Annotated in this window: 19 protein-coding genes and 1 riboswitch; of the genes, 8 read left to right on the forward strand and 11 right to left on the reverse strand. The window is 61.2% G+C overall.

Translation table 11 applies throughout. The features are described 5' to 3' along the window. Positions 1–75: 75 nt before the first annotated feature. Together ACW9JE_RS17505 and ACW9JE_RS17510 are read right to left on the reverse strand one after the other, a co-directional pair. Positions 76–795, reverse strand: a complete 720-nt coding sequence (locus ACW9JE_RS17505; protein WP_224537843.1) for a 16S rRNA (uracil(1498)-N(3))-methyltransferase — start codon at positions 793–795, stop codon at positions 76–78. Between the two features lie 139 nt (positions 796–934). Continuing rightward, positions 935–2,341 (reverse strand): adenosylmethionine--8-amino-7-oxononanoate transaminase, encoded by a 1,407-nt coding sequence (locus ACW9JE_RS17510; protein ID WP_457433440.1) that lies wholly within the window; start codon positions 2,339–2,341, stop codon positions 935–937. A 221-nt stretch (positions 2,342–2,562) separates the two neighbouring features. Between ACW9JE_RS17510 and ACW9JE_RS17515 the strand changes: the two genes are divergently transcribed. From ACW9JE_RS17515 to ACW9JE_RS17525, 3 genes are all read left to right on the forward strand, one after another. Then, positions 2,563–4,323 carry a flavin monoamine oxidase family protein gene (locus ACW9JE_RS17515; protein ID WP_457433441.1) on the forward strand — a complete coding sequence of 587 codons (1,761 nt, stop codon included), beginning with the start codon at positions 2,563–2,565 and terminating at the stop codon, positions 4,321–4,323. 345 nt (positions 4,324–4,668) lie between these two features. Further along, positions 4,669–5,220 carry a cytochrome b gene (locus tag ACW9JE_RS17520; RefSeq protein WP_457433442.1) on the forward strand — a complete coding sequence of 184 codons (552 nt, stop codon included), beginning with the start codon at positions 4,669–4,671 and terminating at the stop codon, positions 5,218–5,220. A gap of 32 nt (positions 5,221–5,252) precedes the next feature. Continuing rightward, positions 5,253–5,840, forward strand: coding sequence for a YceI family protein (locus ACW9JE_RS17525; protein WP_224537849.1), 588 nt, complete (start codon positions 5,253–5,255; stop codon positions 5,838–5,840). A gap of 229 nt (positions 5,841–6,069) precedes the next feature. Here the strand turns inward: ACW9JE_RS17525 and ACW9JE_RS17530 are convergent, their stop codons facing one another. The 5 genes from ACW9JE_RS17530 to ahcY form a co-directional block, all read right to left on the reverse strand. Continuing rightward, positions 6,070–7,959 carry a DEAD/DEAH box helicase gene (locus ACW9JE_RS17530; protein ID WP_457433443.1) on the reverse strand — a complete coding sequence of 630 codons (1,890 nt, stop codon included), beginning with the start codon at positions 7,957–7,959 and terminating at the stop codon, positions 6,070–6,072. 223 nt (positions 7,960–8,182) lie between these two features. Continuing rightward, positions 8,183–9,007 (reverse strand): substrate-binding periplasmic protein, encoded by an 825-nt coding sequence (locus tag ACW9JE_RS17535; protein ID WP_457433444.1) that lies wholly within the window; start codon positions 9,005–9,007, stop codon positions 8,183–8,185. 86 nt (positions 9,008–9,093) lie between these two features. Continuing rightward, positions 9,094–10,170 (reverse strand): hypothetical protein, encoded by a 1,077-nt coding sequence (locus ACW9JE_RS17540; RefSeq protein ID WP_457433445.1) that lies wholly within the window; start codon positions 10,168–10,170, stop codon positions 9,094–9,096. Positions 10,171–10,247: 77 nt separating this feature from the next. Then, positions 10,248–11,093, reverse strand: coding sequence for a methylenetetrahydrofolate reductase [NAD(P)H] (gene metF, locus ACW9JE_RS17545; protein ID WP_224537856.1), 846 nt, complete (start codon positions 11,091–11,093; stop codon positions 10,248–10,250). A gap of 165 nt (positions 11,094–11,258) precedes the next feature. Further along, entirely contained in the window at positions 11,259–12,668 is a 1,410-nt protein-coding gene (ahcY, locus tag ACW9JE_RS17550; protein ID WP_457433446.1) for an adenosylhomocysteinase, read from the reverse strand. 22 nt (positions 12,669–12,690) lie between these two features. Then, positions 12,691–12,793, reverse strand: a riboswitch (S-adenosyl-L-homocysteine riboswitch). A 197-nt stretch (positions 12,794–12,990) separates the two neighbouring features. Between ahcY and ACW9JE_RS17555 the strand changes: the two genes are divergently transcribed. Both ACW9JE_RS17555 and ACW9JE_RS17560 read left to right on the forward strand, forming a co-directional pair. Continuing rightward, positions 12,991–13,395, forward strand: coding sequence for an acyl-CoA thioesterase (locus ACW9JE_RS17555; RefSeq protein ID WP_318011765.1), 405 nt, complete (start codon positions 12,991–12,993; stop codon positions 13,393–13,395). A gap of 76 nt (positions 13,396–13,471) precedes the next feature. Then, positions 13,472–14,359: a formate/nitrite transporter family protein gene (locus ACW9JE_RS17560; protein ID WP_457433447.1), complete on the forward strand. Its 888-nt coding sequence runs from the start codon at positions 13,472–13,474 to the stop codon at positions 14,357–14,359. A 6-nt stretch (positions 14,360–14,365) separates the two neighbouring features. On the opposite strand, the gene ACW9JE_RS17565 is transcribed toward ACW9JE_RS17560, so the two are convergent. Continuing rightward, complete coding sequence (locus ACW9JE_RS17565) at positions 14,366–15,535, reverse strand: MFS transporter (RefSeq protein ID WP_457433448.1); 1,170 nt, start codon at positions 15,533–15,535, stop codon at positions 14,366–14,368. 314 nt (positions 15,536–15,849) lie between these two features. On the opposite strand from ACW9JE_RS17565, the gene ACW9JE_RS17570 reads away from it, so the two are divergent. Next, the gene (locus tag ACW9JE_RS17570; protein WP_457433449.1) at positions 15,850–16,683 is read left to right on the forward strand and encodes an EamA family transporter; all 834 of its coding nucleotides are present in this window, start codon (positions 15,850–15,852) and stop codon (positions 16,681–16,683) included. Positions 16,684–16,706: 23 nt separating this feature from the next. Then, on the forward strand, positions 16,707–17,090 hold the full coding sequence (locus ACW9JE_RS17575; RefSeq protein WP_457433450.1) for an MAPEG family protein: 384 nt from the start codon (positions 16,707–16,709) through the stop codon (positions 17,088–17,090). Between the two features lie 50 nt (positions 17,091–17,140). Here ACW9JE_RS17575 and mltA read toward each other — a convergent pair whose 3' ends face one another. After that, a complete protein-coding gene (gene mltA, locus ACW9JE_RS17580) occupies positions 17,141–18,328 on the reverse strand; it encodes a murein transglycosylase A (protein ID WP_457433451.1) in 1,188 nt (395 codons plus the stop codon). Between the two features lie 128 nt (positions 18,329–18,456). Here mltA and ACW9JE_RS17585 point away from each other — a divergent pair, with 128 nt between their 5' ends. Then, the gene (locus tag ACW9JE_RS17585) at positions 18,457–18,906 is read left to right on the forward strand and encodes a c-type cytochrome (RefSeq protein WP_175376635.1); all 450 of its coding nucleotides are present in this window, start codon (positions 18,457–18,459) and stop codon (positions 18,904–18,906) included. Between the two features lie 166 nt (positions 18,907–19,072). Here ACW9JE_RS17585 and ACW9JE_RS17590 read toward each other — a convergent pair whose 3' ends face one another. Together ACW9JE_RS17590 and ligB are read right to left on the reverse strand one after the other, a co-directional pair. Then, entirely contained in the window at positions 19,073–19,468 is a 396-nt protein-coding gene (locus ACW9JE_RS17590; protein ID WP_457433452.1) for a DUF1090 domain-containing protein, read from the reverse strand. Positions 19,469–19,549: 81 nt separating this feature from the next. Continuing rightward, positions 19,550–21,229, reverse strand: a complete 1,680-nt coding sequence (gene ligB, locus ACW9JE_RS17595) for an NAD-dependent DNA ligase LigB (protein ID WP_457433453.1) — start codon at positions 21,227–21,229, stop codon at positions 19,550–19,552. Between the last annotated feature and the right edge of the window lie 138 nt (positions 21,230–21,367).

The following is a 21,367-nucleotide window of genomic DNA, read 5'->3' on the forward strand; positions in this document are numbered from 1 at the left end:
ACAGGTTCGTTGGTGTTCACATCATTTGTGTACGACGCCGATCTTTGTGGGAGCGGGCTTGCCCGCGATGGGGCCCTAGAAATCACCCCAAAGTTGCTGGGCTACCGACAATGCCACCACCGGCGCCGTCTCGGTGCGCAACACCCGAGGACCTAACCGCGCCGCATGAAAACCGGCCCCCTTGGCCTGCTCGACCTCGGCATCCGACAACCCACCCTCCGGCCCTATCAGAAACGCCAGCGTCGACGGCTTGGCATGACTGACCAGCGGCTCGGCCACCGGATGCAGTACCAGCTTCAAATCCGCTTCAGTCTGCTTCAGCCAATCGGCCAGCAGCACCGGCGGATGAATCACCGGCACCCGCGAGCGACCGCATTGTTCGCAGGCGCTGATCGCCACCTGGCGCCAGTGCAGTAGGCGTTTGTCGGCGCGTTCGTCCTTCAGGCGGACTTCGCAGCGCTCGCTGAAGATTGGGGTGATTTCGCTCACGCCCAGCTCGGTGGCCTTCTGAATCGCCCAGTCCATCCGCTCGCCACGGGACAGGCCCTGGCCGAGGTGAATCTGCAGCGGCGACTCGACCTGACCGGCGAAGCTTTCATCGATCTGCACCACGACGCGTTTCTTGCCGACCTCGACCAGCCGGGCCCGGAACTCCTGGCCCGAACCGTCGAACAGCTGCAACGCATCGCCCTCGGCCATGCGCAGCACCCGGCCGATGTAATGGGCCTGGGCCTCGGGCAACTCGTGCTCGCCGGTGCTTAGGGGGGCGTCGATAAAGAAGCGGGACAGTCTCATTTCTTGTCTCTGGAAAAGTGTGAATCAGTTGAATCGGTGGTGACTTCATTCGCGAGCAAGCCCGCTCCCACAAGGTCTACGCGGACTACTGTGGGAGCGGGCTTGCTCGCGAAGAGGCCCGCCCAGGCACTACAAAAACTCAGCCCGGATCCCGGAACCCCGGATGAAAATCCTTCGGCACCGCCACGCTGACACTGTCACGCGTCGCGATATCGATCCCCTCACTGGCCACTTCAGCCAGAAAATCAATCTGCTCCGGCGTAATCACATACGGCGGCAGAAAATACACCACGCTCCCCAACGGCCGAAGCAGCGCACCACGCTCCAGCGCATGCTGGAACACCTTCAGCCCACGACGCTCCTGCCATGGATAGGCCTCTTTGCTGGCCTTGTCCTTGACCATCTCGATCGCCAGCACCATGCCGGTCTGGCGGATCTCGGACACGTTCGAATGCTCCGCCAAGTGCGCGGTGGAGGAGGCCATGCGCGCGGCCAGGGCCTTGTTGTTCTCGATGACGTTGTCTTGCTCGAAGATATCCAGCGTCGCCAACGCCGCCGCGCACGCCAGCGGGTTGCCGGTATAGCTGTGGGAGTGCAGGAAGGCGCGCAGGGTCGGGTAGTCGTCGTAGAAGGCGCTGTAGACCTCGTCGGTGGTCAAGCACGCCGCCAGCGGCAGGTAACCGCCGGTCAGGGCTTTGGACAGGCAGAGGAAGTCCGGGCGGATGCCGGCCTGTTCACAGGCGAACATGGTGCCGGTGCGGCCGAAGCCCACGGCGATTTCGTCGTGGATCAGGTGCACGCCATAGCGATCGCAGGCTTCGCGCAGCAGTTTGAGATACACCGGGTGGTACATGCGCATGCCGCCGGCGCCCTGGATCAGCGGCTCGACGATCACCGCCGCGACGCTGTCGTGATGCTCGGCCAGGGTCTGCTCCATCGCGGCGAACATGTTGCGCGAGTGTTCTTCCCAGCTCATGCCCTCGGGGCGCAGGTAGCAGTCCGGGCTCGGCACCTTGAGGGTGTCCATCAGCAAGGCTTTGTAGGTTTCGGTGAACAGCGGCACGTCGCCCACCGACATCGCTGCCATGGTTTCGCCGTGGTAGCTGTTGGTCAGGGTGACGAAGCGCTTCTTGTTCGGCTGGCCGCGGTTGAGCCAGTAGTGAAAGCTCATTTTCAGCGCGACTTCGATGCAGGACGAACCGTTATCGGCGTAGAACACCCGGTTCAGGCCCTCAGGCGTCATCTTCACCAGGCGCTCGGAGAGCTCGATCACTGGCTGATGGCTGAAACCGGCGAGGATCACGTGCTCCAGCTGATCGACCTGATCCTTGATGCGCTGGTTGATCCGCGGGTTGGCGTGGCCGAACACGTTGACCCACCAAGAGCTGACGGCGTCGAGGTAGCGCTTGCCTTCGAAGTCTTCCAGCCAGACGCCTTCACCGCGCTTGATCGGGATCAGCGGCAGCTGTTCGTGGTCTTTCATCTGGGTGCAGGGATGCCACAACACCGCGAGATCGCGTTCCATCCACTGTTTGTTCAGGCCCATGTTCACTCTCCTGGAGGCGCTCCGCGGCCGGCGCGGGCATGCAATCGCGCAAGCCTATGCAATGCGCCGCACGGGGACAACCCATTGTGTCGGTTGAGCTACTTTAAACAGGTCGATAGACGCTGCTGGCGGGCGTCTGAAGCGTGACGTATCCTTCGCGGTTCTTGGGTCGCCTGGCCCGCAAAATCGCTGTTTTCTCGTGTATTTCCGGAGTTCGCTGAATGTCTGTCGGTTGGCTGCGCGCCTGTGCGCTGGTGATGTTGGGGCTGTTCAGCGTGTCTGCGCTGGCCAAGGATAAAACCGCGATCGTGATCGGCGGCGGGGTCGCGGGCCTCACCGCGGCCTACGAGCTGCAGACCAAGGGCTGGCAGGTCACGCTGCTGGAGGCCAAGCCAAGCCTGGGCGGTCGTTCCGGCATGGCCACCAGCGAGTGGATCGGCAATGACAAGACCCAGCCGGTGCTGAACAAGTACGTCTCGAGCTTCAAGCTGAGCACCACGCCGGCCCCTGAATTCGTGCGGACCCCGGGCTACCTGATCGACGGCGTGTATTACACCGCTGCGGACCTGGCGACCAAGGACCCGGTCACCGCCGAGGCGCTCAAGCGTTACGAGAAAACCGCGGACGATCTGGCACGCTCCATCGATGACCCGCTGAACCCTGCAGCCAACAACACCCTGCATGCCCTGGACCAGATCAACGTGTCCGGCTGGCTCGACAAGCAGAACCTGCCGCCAACCGCCCGTCAGCTGATCAACCAGCAAATCCGTACCCGCTATGACGAGCCTTCGCGCCTGTCGCTGCTGTATTTCGCCCAGCAGAACCGCGTATATCGTGGCGTCTCCGACCGCGACCTGCGCGCTTCGCGACTGGTGGGCGGCAGTGCGGTGCTGTCCCAGGCCTTCGTTAAACAGCTGAAAACCATCAAGACCGACTCTCCGGTGTCGGCCATCACTCAGGACAAGGACGGTGTGACCATCAAGGTCGGCAGCGTTGGCTATCAGGCCGACTACGTGGTCCTGGCCGTGCCGTTGCGCGCCCTGAACAAGATCCAGATGACCCCGGCGCTGGACGCCCAGCACCTGGCCGCGATCAAGGGCACCAACTACGGTTGGCGCGACCAGATCATGCTCAAGTTCAAGACGCCGGTGTGGGAAAGCAAGGCGCGCATGTCCGGCGAGATCTATAGCAACACCGGTCTTGGCATGTTGTGGATCGAACCGGCCCTGAAGGGCGGCGCCAACGTGGTGGTCAACCTGTCCGGCGACAACTCGCGGGTGATGCAGGCCTTTGGCGACAAGCAGATGGTCGATCAGGTACTGATTCGCCTGCACGCGTTTTATCCACAGGCGCGCGGTTCGTTCACCGGTTATGAAATCCGTCGCTACAGCACCGACCCATCAACCGGCGGCGCCTACCTGGCCTTCGGTCCTGGCCAGATCAGCAAGTTCTGGCGCCTGTGGGAACGTCCGATCCAGCGCGTAACCTTCGCCGGCGAACACACCGACGCCCTGTACCCGGGCACTCTGGAAGGCGCGCTGCGTTCCGGCCAGCGTGCGGCCAGTCAGGTTGAAGATCTGGCGGCGGGCAAGTCGTTCGAACCGGCCAAAGCTGCGCCAGTGGCGGCAGCCGCAGCAGCCGGCGCGGTCGCGGCGAAGAAGGGCAACTTCTTCACCAACCTGTTCGGTGGTTCGGATGACGAGAAGAAGCCGGAACCGGTCAAGGCGCCAGAGCCTGCTCCGGCACCAGCTCCCGCACCTGCGCCAACTCCGGCTCCTGCCCCTGCTCCGGTAGAAGCGCCGAAGCCTGCCGCTGCTCCGGTAAAAGCCGAGCCCGCCAAGAAGACGCCAGCGAAGGCACCGGCCAAGAAACCGGCGGCCAAGACCGAAGCGAAAAAGGCCCCGGCAAAAGCCCCGGTGAAAAAGGCTGAACCGGCGAAGAAGCCGGCGGCCAAACCGGCGACCGAGACCAAGGCTCAGTAAGGCATTGGGTTGAACAAAAAAGCGCGGCTTATATGGCGCGCTTTTTTATTGCCTGCAATACCGCCATCGCGGGCAAGCCCGCTCCCACAGGTTCATGGGTGATCACATTATTTGTGTTCGACACACATCCTTGTGGGAGCGGGCTTGCCCGCGAAGGCGGCGGGTCAGCTGCGACAAATTTCCGTCTGATCGCTAACATCTCGTCAAACTTTCGCCTTTAATCTTTTCTTAACACGCTCATTTCAGACTCTTGATCGCATTTCTCGATCTTTCAGAGCGAAATTTTCGGCTTTAATTCGATAGGTAAATCGATAGTCTTGGCCCAGCACTTACAGGAACCCGGCAATGCAGTTACGTAACTCTACTTCCCGCTACGGCTGGGTCAGCATCTTCATGCACTGGGGCGTGGCCTTGGCCGTATTCGGTTTGTTCGGCCTGGGGCTGTGGATGGTTGGTCTCGGCTACTACGATCCGTGGCGCAAGGCCGGTCCCGATCTGCACAAGAGCATCGGTCTGATTCTGCTGGCGGTCATGATTTTGCGGGTGTTGTGGCGTTATATCAGCCCTTCGCCGCCCACTTTGGAAAGCTACGGCCGCATGACGCGACTTGGCGCCAAGTTCGGTCATGCCTTTCTGTATCTATGTCTGTTCGCTGTAATGATTGCCGGTTACATGATTTCCACCGCAGATGGTGTCGGAATACCGGTGTTTGACTGGTTTGAGGTGCCTGCGCTGATTTCCGGGCTACCGGACCAGGCGGATAACGCCGGCGTGATCCACCTCTACCTGGCGTGGGCGCTGGTAATTTTTTCCGGCCTCCATGCGTTGGCAGCATTGAAGCACCACTTTATCGACCGCGATGTGACCCTCAAGCGCATGCTGGGTCGCAAAGCCTGAAGTTCAACCTCGACTCCAAAGGAAAACAAAGCATGTTGAAAAAGACTCTGGCCGCTCTGGCAATCGGTTCGGCACTGTTTGCAGCCGGCAACGCAATGGCCGCCGACTACGTGGTCGACAAACAAGGCCAGCACGCCTTCGTTGATTTCAAGATCAGCCACCTGGGCTACAGCTACATCACCGGTACTTTCAAGGATATCGATGGCAAGTTCAGCTTCGACGCTGCCAAGCCTGAAGACAGCAAGATCGAGTTCAACGTCAACACCGCCAGCGTTTTCACCAACAACGCCGAACGTGACAAGCACATCTCCAGCAAAGACTTCCTGAACGGCACCAAAGCGACCTTCGTCTCCACCAGCGTCAAGCCAACCGGCAAGAACGCTGCTGGCAAGGACACCGCTGACGTGGCCGGCGACCTGACCATCCTGGGCGTGACCAAGCCAATCGTGGTCAAGGCCACTTTCCTGGGTGAAGGCAAGGATCCATGGGGCGGCTACCGTGCAGGCTTCGAGGGTACCTTCAGCCTCAAGCGCTCTGATTTCGGCAAGATGATGGACCTGGGTCCACAGTCCGATTCGGTCGACATGTACGTTACTTTTGAAGGTGTCAAAGCGAAGTAATATTCGCGCCTGACATGAAAACGCCCGGCCTGCGAAGGTCGGGCGTTTTTGTTTGTGCGCCATAGCCCCTGTAGGAGCGAGCACGCTCGCGATGGACCAGAGAACACCGCTGGGTGTCAGACAGCCAGCGTTATCGTTGACGACCATCGCGAGCAAGCTCGCTCCTACAGCAGGGAAACAAAAATGCCCCGGATCCTGCGATCCGGGGCATTTTCATTACGGCTGCCGATCAGCGATTACGCGTCAGCAACGCCGGCTTTTCACCGCGTGGACGGCTTGGCAGTTGATCCAGCTGCTCAGGCGTCGGGAAGCGGTCGGCCTTGGACTCTTTGTGCATGATCTTCGGCGCATTGCCCCGAGGGTTTTGCACGGCCGGTTCCGAACGGGACTGATCGTCGCGAGCCGGACGGCGATTGCGCGAGTCTTCGCGACGACCCTGGCCTTCGCCACGTGGTGCGCCGTTGCGTGGACCATTGCGCTTGGCGCCTGGGGTACCGCTGCTGGCGCCATCGCTGTTGCGCGGGCCGTTCTGACGGCCCTGACCTTGTGGCTTGCCGCCCCGTGGCGCACCGGAGCCTGCGGCTGTGCCTTGTGCCGGAGCACCCGGACGGCGGCCACGGCCCTGGGCCGGTTTCTGCTGCGGTACGTAATCGACACGGTTACCGAAGTTATCGATATCGTCGTCCAGAAATTCGTCCGGAGCACGATCAGCGGCAGCGCGTGGTGGCTGGCTTGGACGCTGTTCGCGAGCCGGGGTGCCTTCCCGTGGTTTTTGCTGACGGGCAGGGCGTTCGCCACGCTCGCCGCGCTCACCACGTTCGCCGGCAGGTTTTTCCTTGCCTTTGTCCTTGCCCTTGTCCTTGCGACCGCCACTGCCGGCGTTCGCGCCTTCACCACGTGGGCCACGGGCATTGCGCGGGTTGCGCATGTCCGGACGCTCGCGGGCTTCAGGTTTTTCCGCTTCCACGGCGCTGGCATCGAAGCCCATGAGGTCGCCGTCGGCGATTTTCTGCTTGGTCATGCGCTCGATGCTTCTCAGCAGCTTCTCTTCGTCCGGCGCGACCAGCGAGATGGCCTCGCCCGAACGACCGGCACGACCGGTACGGCCGATACGGTGTACGTAGTCTTCATCTACGTTCGGCAGTTCGAAGTTGACCACGTGTGGCAACTGGTCGATGTCCAGGCCGCGGGCGGCGATGTCGGTGGCGACCAGGATGCGCACTTCGTTGGCCTTGAAGTCGGCCAGGGCCTTGGTGCGCGCGTTCTGGCTCTTGTTGCCGTGAATCGCGACAGCCGGCAGGCCATGCTTGTCCAGGTACTCGGCCAGGCGGTTGGCGCCGTGCTTGGTACGGGTGAATACCAGCACCTGTTCCCACGCGCCGGCGGTGATCAGGTGGGCGAGCAGCGCACGCTTGTGGCTGGCAGGCAGGCGGAACACACGCTGTTCGATGCGCTCGACCGTGGTGTTCGGCGGCGTGACTTCGATGCGTTCCGGGTTGTGCAGCAGCTTGCCGGCAAGATCGGTGATGTCCTTGGAGAAGGTCGCCGAGAACAGCAGGTTCTGCCGTTTGGCCGGCAGGCGCGCGAGGACTTTCTTCACGTCATGGACAAAGCCCATGTCGAGCATGCGGTCGGCTTCGTCCAGCACGAGGATTTCCACGTGGGACAAATCGACGCTGCCTTGACCGGCGAGATCAAGCAGGCGGCCGGGGCAAGCCACCAGCACGTCAACACCGCGGGACATGGCCTGAACCTGCGGGTTCATGCCGACGCCGCCGAAGATGCAGGCGCTGACGAATTTCAGGTCACGGGCATAGACCTTGAAGCTTTCGTGGACCTGGGCTGCGAGTTCGCGGGTAGGGGTCAGGACCAGTACGCGCGGCTGGCGCGGACCGTGACGCTGGGATTTGTCCGGGTGACCGTTGGGGAACAACCGCTCCAGAATCGGGAGGGCGAAACCGCCGGTTTTACCAGTACCTGTCTGTGCGGCGACCATCAGATCGCGGCCCTGCAACACGGCGGGAATGGCCCGCTGTTGCACCGGAGTAGGCTCGGTATAGCCCGCGTCTTCGATAGCGCGGACCAAAGCCTCGGAGAGACCGAGGGAAGCAAAGGACATGAGTAATCCTGTTTTTAGTTAGGGCGTTGCCCAATGGGAGTCTTGCCTGGCGCGAATGGCGTTTGAGAGGACGCAATCCCGTCCGGTCCTGCCGGGTTTCGAAAGCTCGTCTGGAGTGCTCGCGCGGGCTGAAGAGCTGCGCTGTAGCGGGGTCAAGATGCCTTGAACGATTCCGGGCGTCCGGGCGTGAGCCTGGCGGGAACGCGGGAGTATAACAGAGCAATCACTGCGCGCCGCTTTCCTGCTGCTCAACGGTTTTGTCGCGGATGGCGGTGGCATTCGCGCCATTGGTTGCGCTCGCCGGATCGGCCGGCGCGGCACCGTAGCGGGCGCTCAGTTCAGCGTAGGCTGGCTCGCGCTTGAAACGCTTGAGTTCGGCACCGAAGCGCTGCACCAGCAAGTCCATGCCGGCATTGCGGCGTACTGCCAGAAACTGGCTCTGCTGGCTGATGATGGTGGGGTTTTCGGTGATCTTGTCGCGGATCTTCAGCTCGTCGAGCAAATGCTGGCCGACCCGGCGGTCGGTGATCAGCAGGTCGATCCGCCCGCGCACCAGCTTGCCGAAGTTGGCTTCATGGCTTGGCGCAGGTTCCCGGGTGAACAGCGTCGAGTCGCGAAAATCCTGGCTGTACAGGTAGCCCGGCGAGATGCCGATCGTCAGGCCGCGCAGTTCGTCGAGGGTGCGAAAGGGGTGAGGGCGCTCGTTGGCGTAGAACATCACGAACTGCACTTCCGAGAGCGGTTCGCTGGGGTAGAGCAGGGTCGCGTCGCGCTCGGCGCTGTGGAAAATGTCCAGCGCACCGTCGGCCTGGCCGGTCTCGAGCATCGACAGGCAGCGTTTCCACGGCAGGAACTGCCATTCCACTTCGATGCCCAGGCGCTTGAAGACGATGGCCGTGGTTTCATAGTCCAGGCCCAGGGCCTTGCCATTTTCCTCGTAGACGTAGGGCGCCCACGGTTCGGTGACAATGCGCAACTTCTCGCCCCGGGCGGTGAAGCTCAGGCAAGTGATAAGCACAGCGGTCAGAAGCTGGAAAATGACAGGCATTGCCTGAGGTTAGTACGCCCGACGACTAATGAGAAGCTCTGGCTTGCATGTTTAACGCTGACTTCAACAGATTGGGCGCGACGTCTCTATTTGGCCGGCGTATTGAGCAAGTGTTCATGAATCGCCGTGCAACGCCGCCCGAGAATCAACCTGACCGAACGGTGGGTGAACCAGTGCTCCAGCACCTTGTGGCAAACGGGCGTACCGACACGTTCCTTTTGGTTTTGCAGCGCTTTTTCCCACCAGACCGGACCGCAGGCCCTATCGAATTCGTTGGGGTGGTCGTAGCAGCCATAAAGGATTTCGCGAATGAACTGACGCAAATGCACCGGCAGGCTCAGGGTGATCATTTTGTAGAGCATTCGCTGGGAGCGAGGGGGACGTGGCAGTCGATCCGTCACTTGATGGGTATCGGCCAGGGCGGCTGCAATGGTCGGTCGTGCGGCGTGTTTGGCGACCCAGGCCTGGACCTTGGCCCGGAACAGCTGCTTGCGGCTCCAGTAGTGATGGATCAGGTCCGGGCACTTGGTGACTTTCAGCGTGCGGTAGGCCGCCACCGACAGGCAGAACTCCTCGAGGGTGTACGAGCCGCGCACGGACGGGTACAGCTCGTCGATCAGTGCGATCGAATGATCCAGGATGTGCGCATCCTTTTGGTGCAGGCCGATGACGCCGGAATTGAGCAGCGTCATCTGATCGTCTGCCAGGCCTCTCTCCTTCAGCGTGGTAGCCAGCGCGCTGTAAAGCACGTTTTCCTTATTGTTGCCGTAGGTGGTGTAGTAGTCGTTGCACAGCAACGTGCCCGGCTGTACGCGCTCGAACAATTTGAGCGGCGAGCAATGGAAGAAGGTGTCGGTGTCGATCAGCAGCGCAAGTTCGGACTCTTGCAGTACTTCGCGCAGGGCAACATGTTTGGCGCGAAAGTGATAGCCATGGGGTTCGTTCCAGCGACGGCGGGTGGCTTCGTCGAGCGGGCGAACGCGCACGGGCAGTTTTTCGTAGGGCTGCTTGTTGTCGCTGAAGACCTGGATGTCCAGTGTGGCGCCCGGCGTTTCCTGCAGCCAGGCCAAGGCGCTGGCGATGCTGAAGACGGCTTCCTGGTGATAGGTCTCGGAACCGAAGACCAGGTAGACGAGTTGGGGGCGTGGGGTCGCGGACATCATTGCTGCATCATTCCATTGTTTTGTTTCAAAAAAAAAAGACCCTCCGAAGAGGGCCCTTGTTCCTGCGAGGATGACGATCAGCGGGGCAGCTTCAGGTTATTCCACACAGCCAGGCTGGCGTCGGCCTGGTTCAGGGTATAGAAGTGCAACCCTGGCGCGCCACCCTGCAATAAACGCTCACACATTTCGGTGATGACTTGCTCACCAAAGCGCTGAATGTTCTGGGTGTCGTCGCCGTACGCTTCCAGTTGCTTGCGGATCCAGCGCGGAATTTCCGCACCGCAGGCATCGGAGAAGCGTGCCAGTTTGCTGTAGTTGGTGATCGGCATGATGCCTGGCACCACTGGAATGTCGACGCCCAGCGCCTGTACGCGATCGACGAAGTAGAAGTAGCTGTCGGCGTTGAAGAAGTACTGGGTGATCGCACTGTTCGCGCCAGCCTTGGCCTTGCGCACGAAGTTGGCGATATCGTCTTCGAAGTTGCGCGCTTGCGGGTGCATTTCCGGGTAAGCGGCGACTTCGATGTGGAAATGATCGCCGGTCTCTTCACGAATGAATTCAACCAGGTCATTGGCGTGGCGCAATTCGCCGCTGGCCATGCCCATGCCCGACGGCAGGTCACCGCGCAACGCGACGATACGGGTAATGCCGGCGGCCTTGTACTGGCTCAGCAGGCCACGCAAGTCGTCCTTGCTGTCGCCCACGCAGGACAGGTGCGGTGCGGCAGGGATTTTGACTTCGTTTTCGAGCTGCAACACGGTGTTGAGGGTGCGATCACGGGTCGAACCGCCAGCGCCGTAGGTGCAGGAGAAGAAATCGGGATTGTACGCAGCCAGCTGACGGGCAGTGGCGAGCAGCTTTTCATGCCCAGCGTCGGTCTTGGTAGGGAAGAACTCGAAGCTGTAGCGACGATCTTGGGACATGGTCATATCCTTGGAAACGCGTAAGGCGGATGCTGGCTCCCTGTACCTGTAGGAGCGAGCATGCTCGCGATGGAGGATCAGGCGACGCGGGTATTCAGACACCCCGCGTCATCGTTGACCACCATCGCGAGCTTGCTCGCTCCTACAGGGGGAGCAGCTGGCCGATCAGTAGCGGTAAGCGTGCGGCTTGAACGGACCTTCGACGGTCACGCCGATGTAGTCGGCCTGGGTCTTGGTCAGTTGAGTCACGACGCCGCCGAAACCGCGGACCATTTCCAGGGCCACTTCTTCGTCGAGTTTCTTCGGCAGTACTTCAACGGTCAGACGCTCGGCTTTCTGGGCCGGCGACAGGTCGGCGTACTTCTGGCCGAACAGGAAGATCTGCGCCAGAACCTGGTTGGCGAACGAACCGTCCATGATGCGGCTCGGGTGACCGGTTGCGTTGCCCAGGTTCACCAGACGGCCTTCGGCCAGCAGGATCAGGTAGTCGTCGTTCTGGGCATCGAATGCGCCAGCGCCGGTACGGTGGATCTTGTGCACCTGTGGCTTCACTTCTTCCCACGCCCAGTTCTTGCGCATGAAAGCGGTGTCGATTTCGTTGTCGAAGTGACCGATGTTGCAGACAACAGCGCGCTTCTTCAGGGCCTTGAGCATGTTTGCGTCGCAAACATTGACGTTACCGGTGGTGGTCACGATCAGGTCGATCTTGCCCAGCAGGGCCTTGTCGATGCTGGCTTCGGTGCCGTCGTTGATACCGTCGATGAACGGCGATACCAGTTCGAAACCGTCCATGCAGGCTTGCATGGCGCAGATCGGGTCGACTTCGGAGACCTTGACGATCATGCCTTCCTGACGCAGGGACTGGGCCGAACCCTTGCCCACGTCACCGTAGCCGATCACCAGCGCCTGTTTGCCGGACAGCAGGTGGTCGGTCCCGCGCTTGATGGCATCGTTCAGGCTGTGACGGCAGCCGTACTTGTTGTCGTTCTTGCTCTTGGTCACCGAGTCGTTGACGTTGATGGCCGGGATCTTCAGCTCGCCCTTGGCCAGCATGTCCAGCAGGCGGTGCACGCCGGTGGTGGTTTCTTCGGTCACGCCGTGGACGCGATCCAGAACCTGCGGGTATTTCTTGTGCAGCAGCTCGGTCAGGTCGCCGCCGTCGTCGAGGATCATGTTGGCGTCCCAAGGCTGGCCATCCTTGAGGATGGTCTGCTCCAGGCACCACTCGTACTCTTGCTCGGTTTCACCTTTCCAGGCGAAAACCGGGATGCCGGCAGCGGCGATGGAAGCGGCGGCCTGGTCCTGAGTCGAGAAGATGTTGCAGGACGACCAGCGTACTTCGGCACCCAGGGCAACCAGGGTTTCGATCAGCACGGCGGTCTGAATGGTCATGTGGATGCAGCCGAGGATCTTCGCGCCCTTGAGCGGTTGCTCTTCGGAGTACTTGCGACGCAGACCCATCAGGGCCGGCATTTCGGATTCGGCGATGATGGTTTCGCGACGGCCCCAGGCGGCGAGGGACATGTCGGCGACTTTGTAGTCGGTAAAATCTGCAGGCGTGATTACAGCGCTCATGAAGAGCCTCCATTCGTAGTTATGCGAATGGGCGCCGTTGTGCGTTTAGTGTCGGGCCGGTCAAGGCCTGGCAACGCCCCATCCGAGCCTGACAGGTTTTACCTGCTGCAGCGCCCCTCGGACAGGTGGCGGGAAACGGTAGCAAGTGGAAGTTACCGTTTTGAAACGGGGGCGATTATAGCGGGCTATGCTGATCTTCCAAAGGGTTTCTGTCGGTCAATGTTCGAACGGTAATAGTGGCTATAGAAGATGCCCAATAGAGCTATTGCCAAAGCTCTGCCATGATCCCGGGCATCTATCGGAAAGACGCTCAGGAGTGCACATGAATTTCCACACCCGCAAATGGGTCAAGCCCGAAGACCTCAACCCCAATGGCACGCTGTTCGGCGGCAGTCTGCTGCGCTGGATCGATGAAGAGGCGGCGATCTACGCCATCGTCCAGTTGGGCAATCAGCGCGTCGTCACCAAGTATATTTCCGAGATCAACTTCGTCAGCGCCTCGCGCCAGGGCGACATCATCGAGCTGGGCATCACCGCCACCGAGTTCGGCCGCACCTCGATTACCCTGACGTGCGAAGTGCGCAACAAGATCACCCGCAAAAGTATTCTGACGGTGGAGAAGATGGTCTTCGTCAACCTCGGCGAAGACGGCCTGCCCGCAGCCCATGGTCGGACCGAGATCAAGTACGTCAAGGACCAGTTCCAGGACGGCGCCAGCGTCGAATAAAACCAGTCCCCTGCCCACAGAACGGATGCCGGTGGCCACGGTCGTAGCTAAATGACCTGCCACCGGTGTTCGCGCCATGACTACTCCAATCAGCGGAAAGACCCCCGATCTCTCGGCCAAGGAAAAGCGCGAGGTCGAAAAGAATCAGCCACCGCGTGCGGCGGTGTTGCATGAAATCATCCGTAAACAGGGCGATCAGGAACTCGAGCGCAGCATCGCTGCACTGTGGTGGTCGGCGCTGGCGGCCGGGCTGACCATGGGGCTTTCGCTGATGGCCATGGGGTTGTTGAATTCGCGCCTGCCCGATGGCGAAGGTTTCAAGGTGATCGCCAGTTTCGGCTACTGCGCAGGCTTTCTCGCGGTAATCCTCGCCCGCCAGCAACTGTTCACCGAAAACACCCTGACCGCGGTGCTGCCGGTCATGAGCGAACCGACGTTGCGCAATTTCGGTCGGTTGCTTCGACTGTGGTCGGTGGTGCTGGTGGGCAACCTGTGCGGCACCTTGCTGGTGGCTTACGTGATGTTGGAACTGCCGATTTTCGACAGCAAGACCGATGTGGCCTTTCTCGACATCGGCCGTAAGGTCATGGAGGGCGATCCCGTCAAGATGTTCTCCAAAGGGATCATCTCCGGCTGGATGATCGCCACCATGGTCTGGATGATTCCGTCCATGGAGAGCGCCAAGGTGTGGATCATCGTCCTCATCACCTATTTCATGGCGCTCGGGGATTTCACCCACATCGTGGTCGGCTCACTGGAGGTTTCGTACCTGGTGTTCGCCGGGGAATTGCCGTGGAAGGATTTCTGGCTGATTTTCGCCGGGCCTACGCTGGCGGGGAACATCATCGGCGGCAGTTTCATCTTTGCGCTGATCAGCCATGCGCAGATTCGCAGTGAGAGCGGGCCGCCGAAAGAGTCGGCGGATCAGGACGAGGAACCCGATCCGCAGAAGATCAAAAAATGATCGACATCAAATCGATGCATTGACCGCGGCAACGCTGCGCCGTTGACGGTAGATGAAGAACAGCGCGGTCAGCACCGTTAATCCGCTGACCAGCGCGCCGGTCCATGGCAGGTCGGCCAGGTCCGCGCCGCTGGCGACCACCAGTCCGCCGATCCAGGCGCCGGCTGCGTTGCCGAGGTTGAAGGCGCTCTGGTTCAGGGTCGAGCCCAGATTCGGCGCTTCGTGGGCCTGATCGATGATCAGTAATTGCAGGATCGGGCACAGCGCGAAGGCAAAAATACCCCATAACACCAGGGTAATCGCCGCCGGGATCACCGAGTGGCTGGTCTGGCTGAAGGCGGCCAATACCAGCACCACGGCCAGCGCCATGCCCACCAGCGAGGGCAGCAGGCGACTGTCCGCCAGACGGCCGCCGAGCATGCTGCCCGCGGTCAGGCCGACGCCGAACAACAGCAGCATGACGGTTACGCCGTGGGGGCTGACGCCGGTGACGTCCTGCAGGATTGGCGCGATGTAGGTGAAGACGCTGAACAGACTGGTCGACGCCAGCACGCTCATGCCCAGCGCCAGCAGCACATTGAGCTTGCCCAGCACCCGAAATTCGCTGGCGAGGTTGGCCTTGTCCATCGCGATGTTTTTCGGCAGCCACAGCCACTGTGCAATTGCGGCGATCACGCCAATCACCGAGACCGCCCAGAACGTCGCGCGCCAGCCGGCGTATTGTCCGAGCGCCGTGCCCAAGGGCACACCCAGCACATTGGCCAGGGTCAGGCCGGTAAACATCATCGCAATCGCCTGGGCCCGTTTGTTCGGCGCCACCAGTCCTGCGGCCACCACCGAACCGATCCCGAAAAACGCCCCGTGACACAGCGCGGTGACCACCCGGGCGGCCATCAGCGTGGCGTAGTTCGGGGCCAGGGCGCAGAGCACGTTACCGAGGATGAACATCAGGGTCATGCCCAGCAGCGTGGCTTTGCGCGGCATGTTGGCGGTGCCCACCGCGAGGATCGGTGCGCCAAACACTACGCCCAGGGCGTAGCCGGTGATCAGCAGGCCGGCGTGGGGAATGCTCACTGCGAGGTCGCGGGCGACGTCGGGCAACAGGCCCATGATGACGAATTCAGTGGTGCCGATGCCGAACGCGGCAACAGCGAGTGCAAGCAAGGCGAGTGGCATGCGCAGAGTCTCTGTCGGTAGTCTGGACGCGGTGATCAGGCATACGCAGGCCGGCGCCCGATCTCGACGAGAGCGGGCGGGGCAGGATTTTTATTGGAATTAGTCTGTGCGCAACTGAGTGCGGCGTGGTCGGTTTGCAGTATAAACAGCTGCTGAAATATCGCGAATCAATTCTCTCCCCCTGTAGGAGCGAGCACGCTCGCGATGAACGCCAGAACACCGCGGGGTATCAGATGCCCAGCGTTATCGTTGGCGACCATCGCGAGCGTGCTCGCTCCTACAGGAGGCGGGGGTAATTAAACAAGGAGTATGCCGTGCTTGCGACGGCTCTGGTGTTGGTGGCGGCGCTGTTGCATGCGGCGTGGAATACCCTGATCAAGTTCAGCGCCGAACGGCTGCTGGTGGTGGCCTGCATGGACAGCGTGGCGCTGCTGTTCGTGATCGTGATGTTGCCGTTCGTGGAACTGCCACCGCTGGAAATCTGGCCGTGGATCCTGGCTTCGGCGGCCTTCGAGTTGCTCTATCGCTACCTGTTGATCCAGGCCTATCGGGTGGGCGATCTGGGGCTGGTCTATCCGCTGATGCGCGGGTTGTCACCGCTGGTGGTGCTGGCGCTGACCCTGATCTTTGCCGGAGAGGTGCTGACTCATCAGCAAATCTTCGGGATCCTGCTGATCCCATTGGGCATGTTGTGCCTGCTGTGGCAGGGCGGAGGCGGTGCGCGCCTGCCGTGGTCGATGCTGCCGGTGGTGGCGCTGATCGGCCTGTGCATCGGCTGCTACACCTTCATCGATGGCCAGGCGCTGCGGCGTTGGTCGCATCCGCTTGATTACCTGGTCTGGGTGACGCTGCTCAGTGCCTGGCCTTTCCCGTTGCTGGCATGGGTGCGCAAGCGACCGGCGTTCCGCTTGTTCTGGCGTGAACAATGGCGATTAGGGCTGGCGGTCGGGTTCTGCGTGTTGTTCAGCTACGCTCTGGTGCTGTGGGCCATGCAGATTGGCTCGATTGCCGAAGCGGCGGCCCTGCGCGAGATCAGCGTGATCCTGGTGGTGCTGTTCGGCATGCGCTACCTGAAAGAACCTTTTGGCCGGCCGCGGCTCTTAGCCTGTGGACTGGTATTGATCGGCATGCTGGTGATGAAATTCTGAAAACCTGAAGAAGGGATTGCTCTATGACGGTTGCTCTGTGGTGCATTTTGATCGCGATAATCCTGCCCTATCTGTGCACGGTCGTTGCCAAGGTCGCTGGCGGTTATCGCCTGGACGACAACCACGATCCGCGAGACTTCCTTGATTCGCTGAACGGATTGGCCCGGCGCGCCCATGCGGCGCAATTGAACGGGTTTGAAATCACCCCGGCGTTCGCGGCCGCCGTGCTGGTGGCGCATTTGGTGGAAAATGCCGAGCTGGTGACGATCAATGTGCTGGCGGTGATGTTCATCACCAGCCGGCTGCTCTACATCATTTGCTACCTGGCGGATTGGGCGATTCTGCGATCGCTGGTGTGGTTCGTGGGGGCAGGTTTGATCGTGTCGTTTTTTGTGGTGTCGATGTAGCAAGAGAAGATCGCAGCCTGGGGTTGCCGAAGGCTGCGATCTTTTGATCTTCAGGGCTTGTCAGCAACCTGAGGCACCTGCGGCAACGCCGCCCCCTTTGGCCACAACATCCAGATCTGCCCCTGCTGCTTCATGTCCCCGGCCAGTTGCCCCGCCGCATCTCCAGTACCCCAGAACAGATCCGCGCGAACCTCACCGGTGATCGCGCCGCCGGTGTCCTGCGCCGCCACCGGCCGCACCAGCGCGCTGCCATCCGGACGGGTCGTGGACAACCACAGCAGACTGCCCAGCGGAATCACCTTGCGATCCACCGCCGCGCTGTAACCCGCCGTCAGCGGCACGTTCAACGAGCCGCGAGGACCTTCGTTGCTGTCGGGGTTGCGGGTGAAGAACACATAACTCGGGTTGCTGCCCAGCAGTTCCGGAATACGCGACGGATTAGCCTTGGCCCAGGCGGCGATGGTGCCCATGGTCACGTCTTCTTTCTTCAGTTCGCCCTGTTCCACCAGCCAGCGGCCGATCGGTCGATAGGGGTGGCCGTTCTGGTCGGCGTAAGCGATGCGCAGCTGGCGACCGCTGTCGAGCTGGATTCGCCCAGAGCCCTGGATTTGCAGGAATTGCAGGTTCATCGGATCGGTCAGCCAGGCCACCACCGGCGCCTTCACGCCCTTGGTTTCAATGGTTGCCGCATCGTCGTAGGGCTTGAGCACGCGGCCTTCAAGACGGCCGCGCAGACGCTTACCCTTGAGTTCGGGATAGATGCTGTCCAGGGAGACGATGATCATGTCCTCAGGCACGCCGTACACCGGAATGTTGGCGCTGGCGGTCTGGGTCAGGCTGCCGGGATAGACCGGTTCGTAGTAGCCGGTGATCAGGCCGTTGGGGTTGTCGTTGGCGGCGCGCAGGCCGTAGACATCGAGGTTCTGCTTGAGGAAGCCGCGAATATCATTGGCGGTTTGCGGCACATTCGCCGCCGCGGCGCAGGTGCCGCCCCAGACCGGGTCGGCTTTGAGTCGCGTACAGGCGCTGCGCCAGGAGCCGAAACCGGCGACGAGGTCGTTGTCGGTCACGGCCGGCAGGGCTTCCCAGGTGCCGGCGGAGTAGGTGGCCAGGGCGTGGGTTTTCGGAGGCTGTTTTTCGCCACCGGTGCAGCCTGCGAGCAGGGCCACCATCGGCAGGGCTGCGATGGGCAGGATGCGGGCAAGGCGTTGACGCCAGGCCTTGAAACGGCTGTTCATGGAGTGATTCCTTTGCTGGCTGCCCGAGTGCTCCATGCACTCGGACAACCCGTATTAATGTTAGGGCTATTGGTGTTTGCCGAGGACACGAGGATACTGGCCGCCGTTTCCCGTGACCTGAAGCCACCATGACTCTCAAAAGACTTTCTGTTGTATTGCTGGCCTGCCTGACGTTGTCCGCGTGCGGCGGGATCGACCCCAATTCGCCGCTGGGTCAGCGCAAGGCAATTTTCAAGCAAATGCTCAAGACCGGTGAAGACCTGGGTGGCATGTTGCGTGGTCGCATTCCCTTCGACGGGCCTAAATTCGCCGAAGGCGCGGTGAAACTCGACGCCTTGTCCCACGAGCCCTGGAAACATTTCCCGCAAGTGCGTGAAGAAGACCACACCAGTGCGACCAGCGATGTATGGGAACAGCAGGCACGCTTTCAGGCAATGGCTCGCGATCTTGAAAGCGCCACCGGCGAACTGGTGATCGCCAGTCAGATCCAGCCCTACAAGGCCAGCAACCTGGGGCCGGCGGTGCAGAAGGTCGAGGATGCTTGCAGTGCTTGTCATAAGGCGTTCAGGGATCATTGATCGGTGCTCTGCCTCTGTAGCAGTTGGCGAAGCCTGCGTCCGGCTGCGAAGCAGTCGTAAAATCAGAGCATGCGGTATTTCAGGAATATTTCGCACTCAGGGTTTACGACTGCTGCGCAGCCGGACGCAGGCTTCGCCAGCTGCTACATGGAGCGTTTAGTCCGGATTATTTATCGAGCTCGTCCACCGCTTCCTGCAATTCCTTGCGCGACTGGGCCAGCTTTTCCTTGCGCTTGTCGATCTTCTCCGGATCGCCTTTCTTCATGGCCTTGTCCAGATCGGCCTGACGCTTGCTGACTTCATGCTTGGCCTCAAGCACCTTGTTCTCCCGCTCTTTCTTCAGCGAGGCGTCGGTGCAGTTGGCGTCGACTTCGCTCAGGGCTTTTTCCAGGCCGGCCAACTGACTGTCATTGCCGCGGGACTTGGCCAGTTCGATCTGATTGATGATGCCTTGTTTCTTGGCGGCGCAGCCGGTCAGCCCGGGGGCTTCTTCATCCGCCATCAACGGGGTGGCCAGCACGCTGCAAAGGGTCAACAGGGCGAGCGGTGAAAGTAATTTCATAAAAGCTCCATGTGAAAAGGCAGTCGGTTCTCTGCGGCAATGGCTTGTTTGAGCTCATCGGTACTGGCGGGTTCCCGGACGCTAAAAACCGTCGATGCCGGCTGATCTCAGGGTTTCACTTAAGGCCAGCACCTGAGGATCGCGGAAAAACGCGCTCAATTGCGCGGCGCGTCCCGGGCCGATCCCGGCTTCAGCCTGCCATTGTTCAATACTTCGTTGTGTCAGGTCCTGCCATGAGTCGGCGAGGCGCGCCTGGCCTGTCGGTGGCATGCCCAACGCCTTGAGCCAACGGGCGAAAGGGCGCTGCCGGGCGTCGTCGAAACTGGTCGAAAGGCGTGCGCCACTGCGCTCGCCCAAGCCGTCAATGTTAGCAAGCTCTTGGGCATCGAGGGTCAGCCAATCCAGCAGGCCGTTCAGGCGACCTGCGTTGATCAGTTTTTCCCAGGTGCCCGGACCGACATGGGGCAAGGCCAGCCCCTGTTTGCCACTGAGCCAGGCCAGGCGCGCGAGAAATTGGCTTTCGCATCCCGGCGTCGGCTGCCAGCAGCTCAAGGCATGAAAGTCCGTGGCGTTGGGTACGTTCATGTCCGCTCGTTCGGTACTGCGCAGCACCACACTGTCGAGCCGGGGAATGGTCAGGCCGGCAAGGCTGATGGCGACCTGGTCGCCCGGTCGGATGTCCAGCGCTTGCCAGCGTTGCAGAGAACTGACGCTGACGCGTTTGATTTGCCGGTCGTCGAGCATCACCGGCGCCAGTTCGAGTACCGGGGTGATCCGTCCGGTTCGGCCGATCCTGAAGTGCACCTTGCGCACCTCGGCCAGCGCTTGGGCGAAAGGGTATTTCCAGGCGACGCTCCAATAGGAAGGTTTGGCTTGCCAGCGTTCGGCGGGTGGGCGTTGTGCCTGGCGCAGGACGATGCCGTCGCTGGCAAAGGGCAGGGGCGAGCGATACCAGTGATCGCGCCAGCGTTGGGCGTCTGCCAGTGTGCTGATCGATTGGCTGTAGAGGGTGGTGTCGGGGAAGCCCAGTTCATTCAAGGTTGCCGTGCGCTCCGGCAAGCTCGCAGGGCCGTCCGGCCAGTCCCAAGCGAACAGACCGATGCCATTCGCCTGCTCTGCATCCAAGGTTTTGCGCGCCATCAGGCCAGCGACTGTCGAGCGGGCATTGAGGCTGCCGGCCTGGGCTTGAACATGGTCATTCAGGCGCCAATAGAGTTCGCCTTGAACCAGCAGGTCCAGTGGCTGAGTGAGTTGCCGGGGGATGGCCGCGATCTGGCGCGCCGAAGCTGTCCAGTCCTGACCTTGCGAACCATCACCGCGGCTGATCGCCTGGGCAAGCAGGCCCTCACGGTAGATCAGCGTCACGGCGACACCATCGACCTTGGGTTGTACCCAGACGTCCTTGCGGTGACGGAGCCATTGCTCGACGTCTTTTTCGTCCTGCAGTTTGTCCAGACCGGTATGGGCGACCGGATGAACAAGCGTGCCGCGCGCCGTGCGCAACGGGTCAGTGGGTGCCTTGCTGTTGAAGCATTGGCGCCATTGGGCAAGGCGCGCGTGAGATTGATCGTAGAGCTCATCGGCGACCAGGGATTTTCCTTCGCGATGGTAGCTGTCGTCCCAGAGGTCGATCCGGTTTTGCAGAGCGGTGAGTTCGTTTGCCGCGCGTTCAGGTGGCCAGTCGGGGCATTGGGTGGCTTGGGCGTTGAGGCTGGCGAGGGTGATCAGACAAGTGAAAAGAAGGCACAGGTAGAGGGGCATCGTGAGCGTCCTTGCTCATTGGGGTGCCTGAAGGCTAGGTCAGTTTCAGAAGGTGGGCGTTCATCTACATTTCCGCGTATGTCACCGGCCCCCGTAGGAGCGAGGCTTGCCCGCGAAGGCGTAGTGTCAGTCGACATC

The sequence above is a fragment of the Pseudomonas sp. SDO55104_S430 genome, assembly GCF_054070595.1.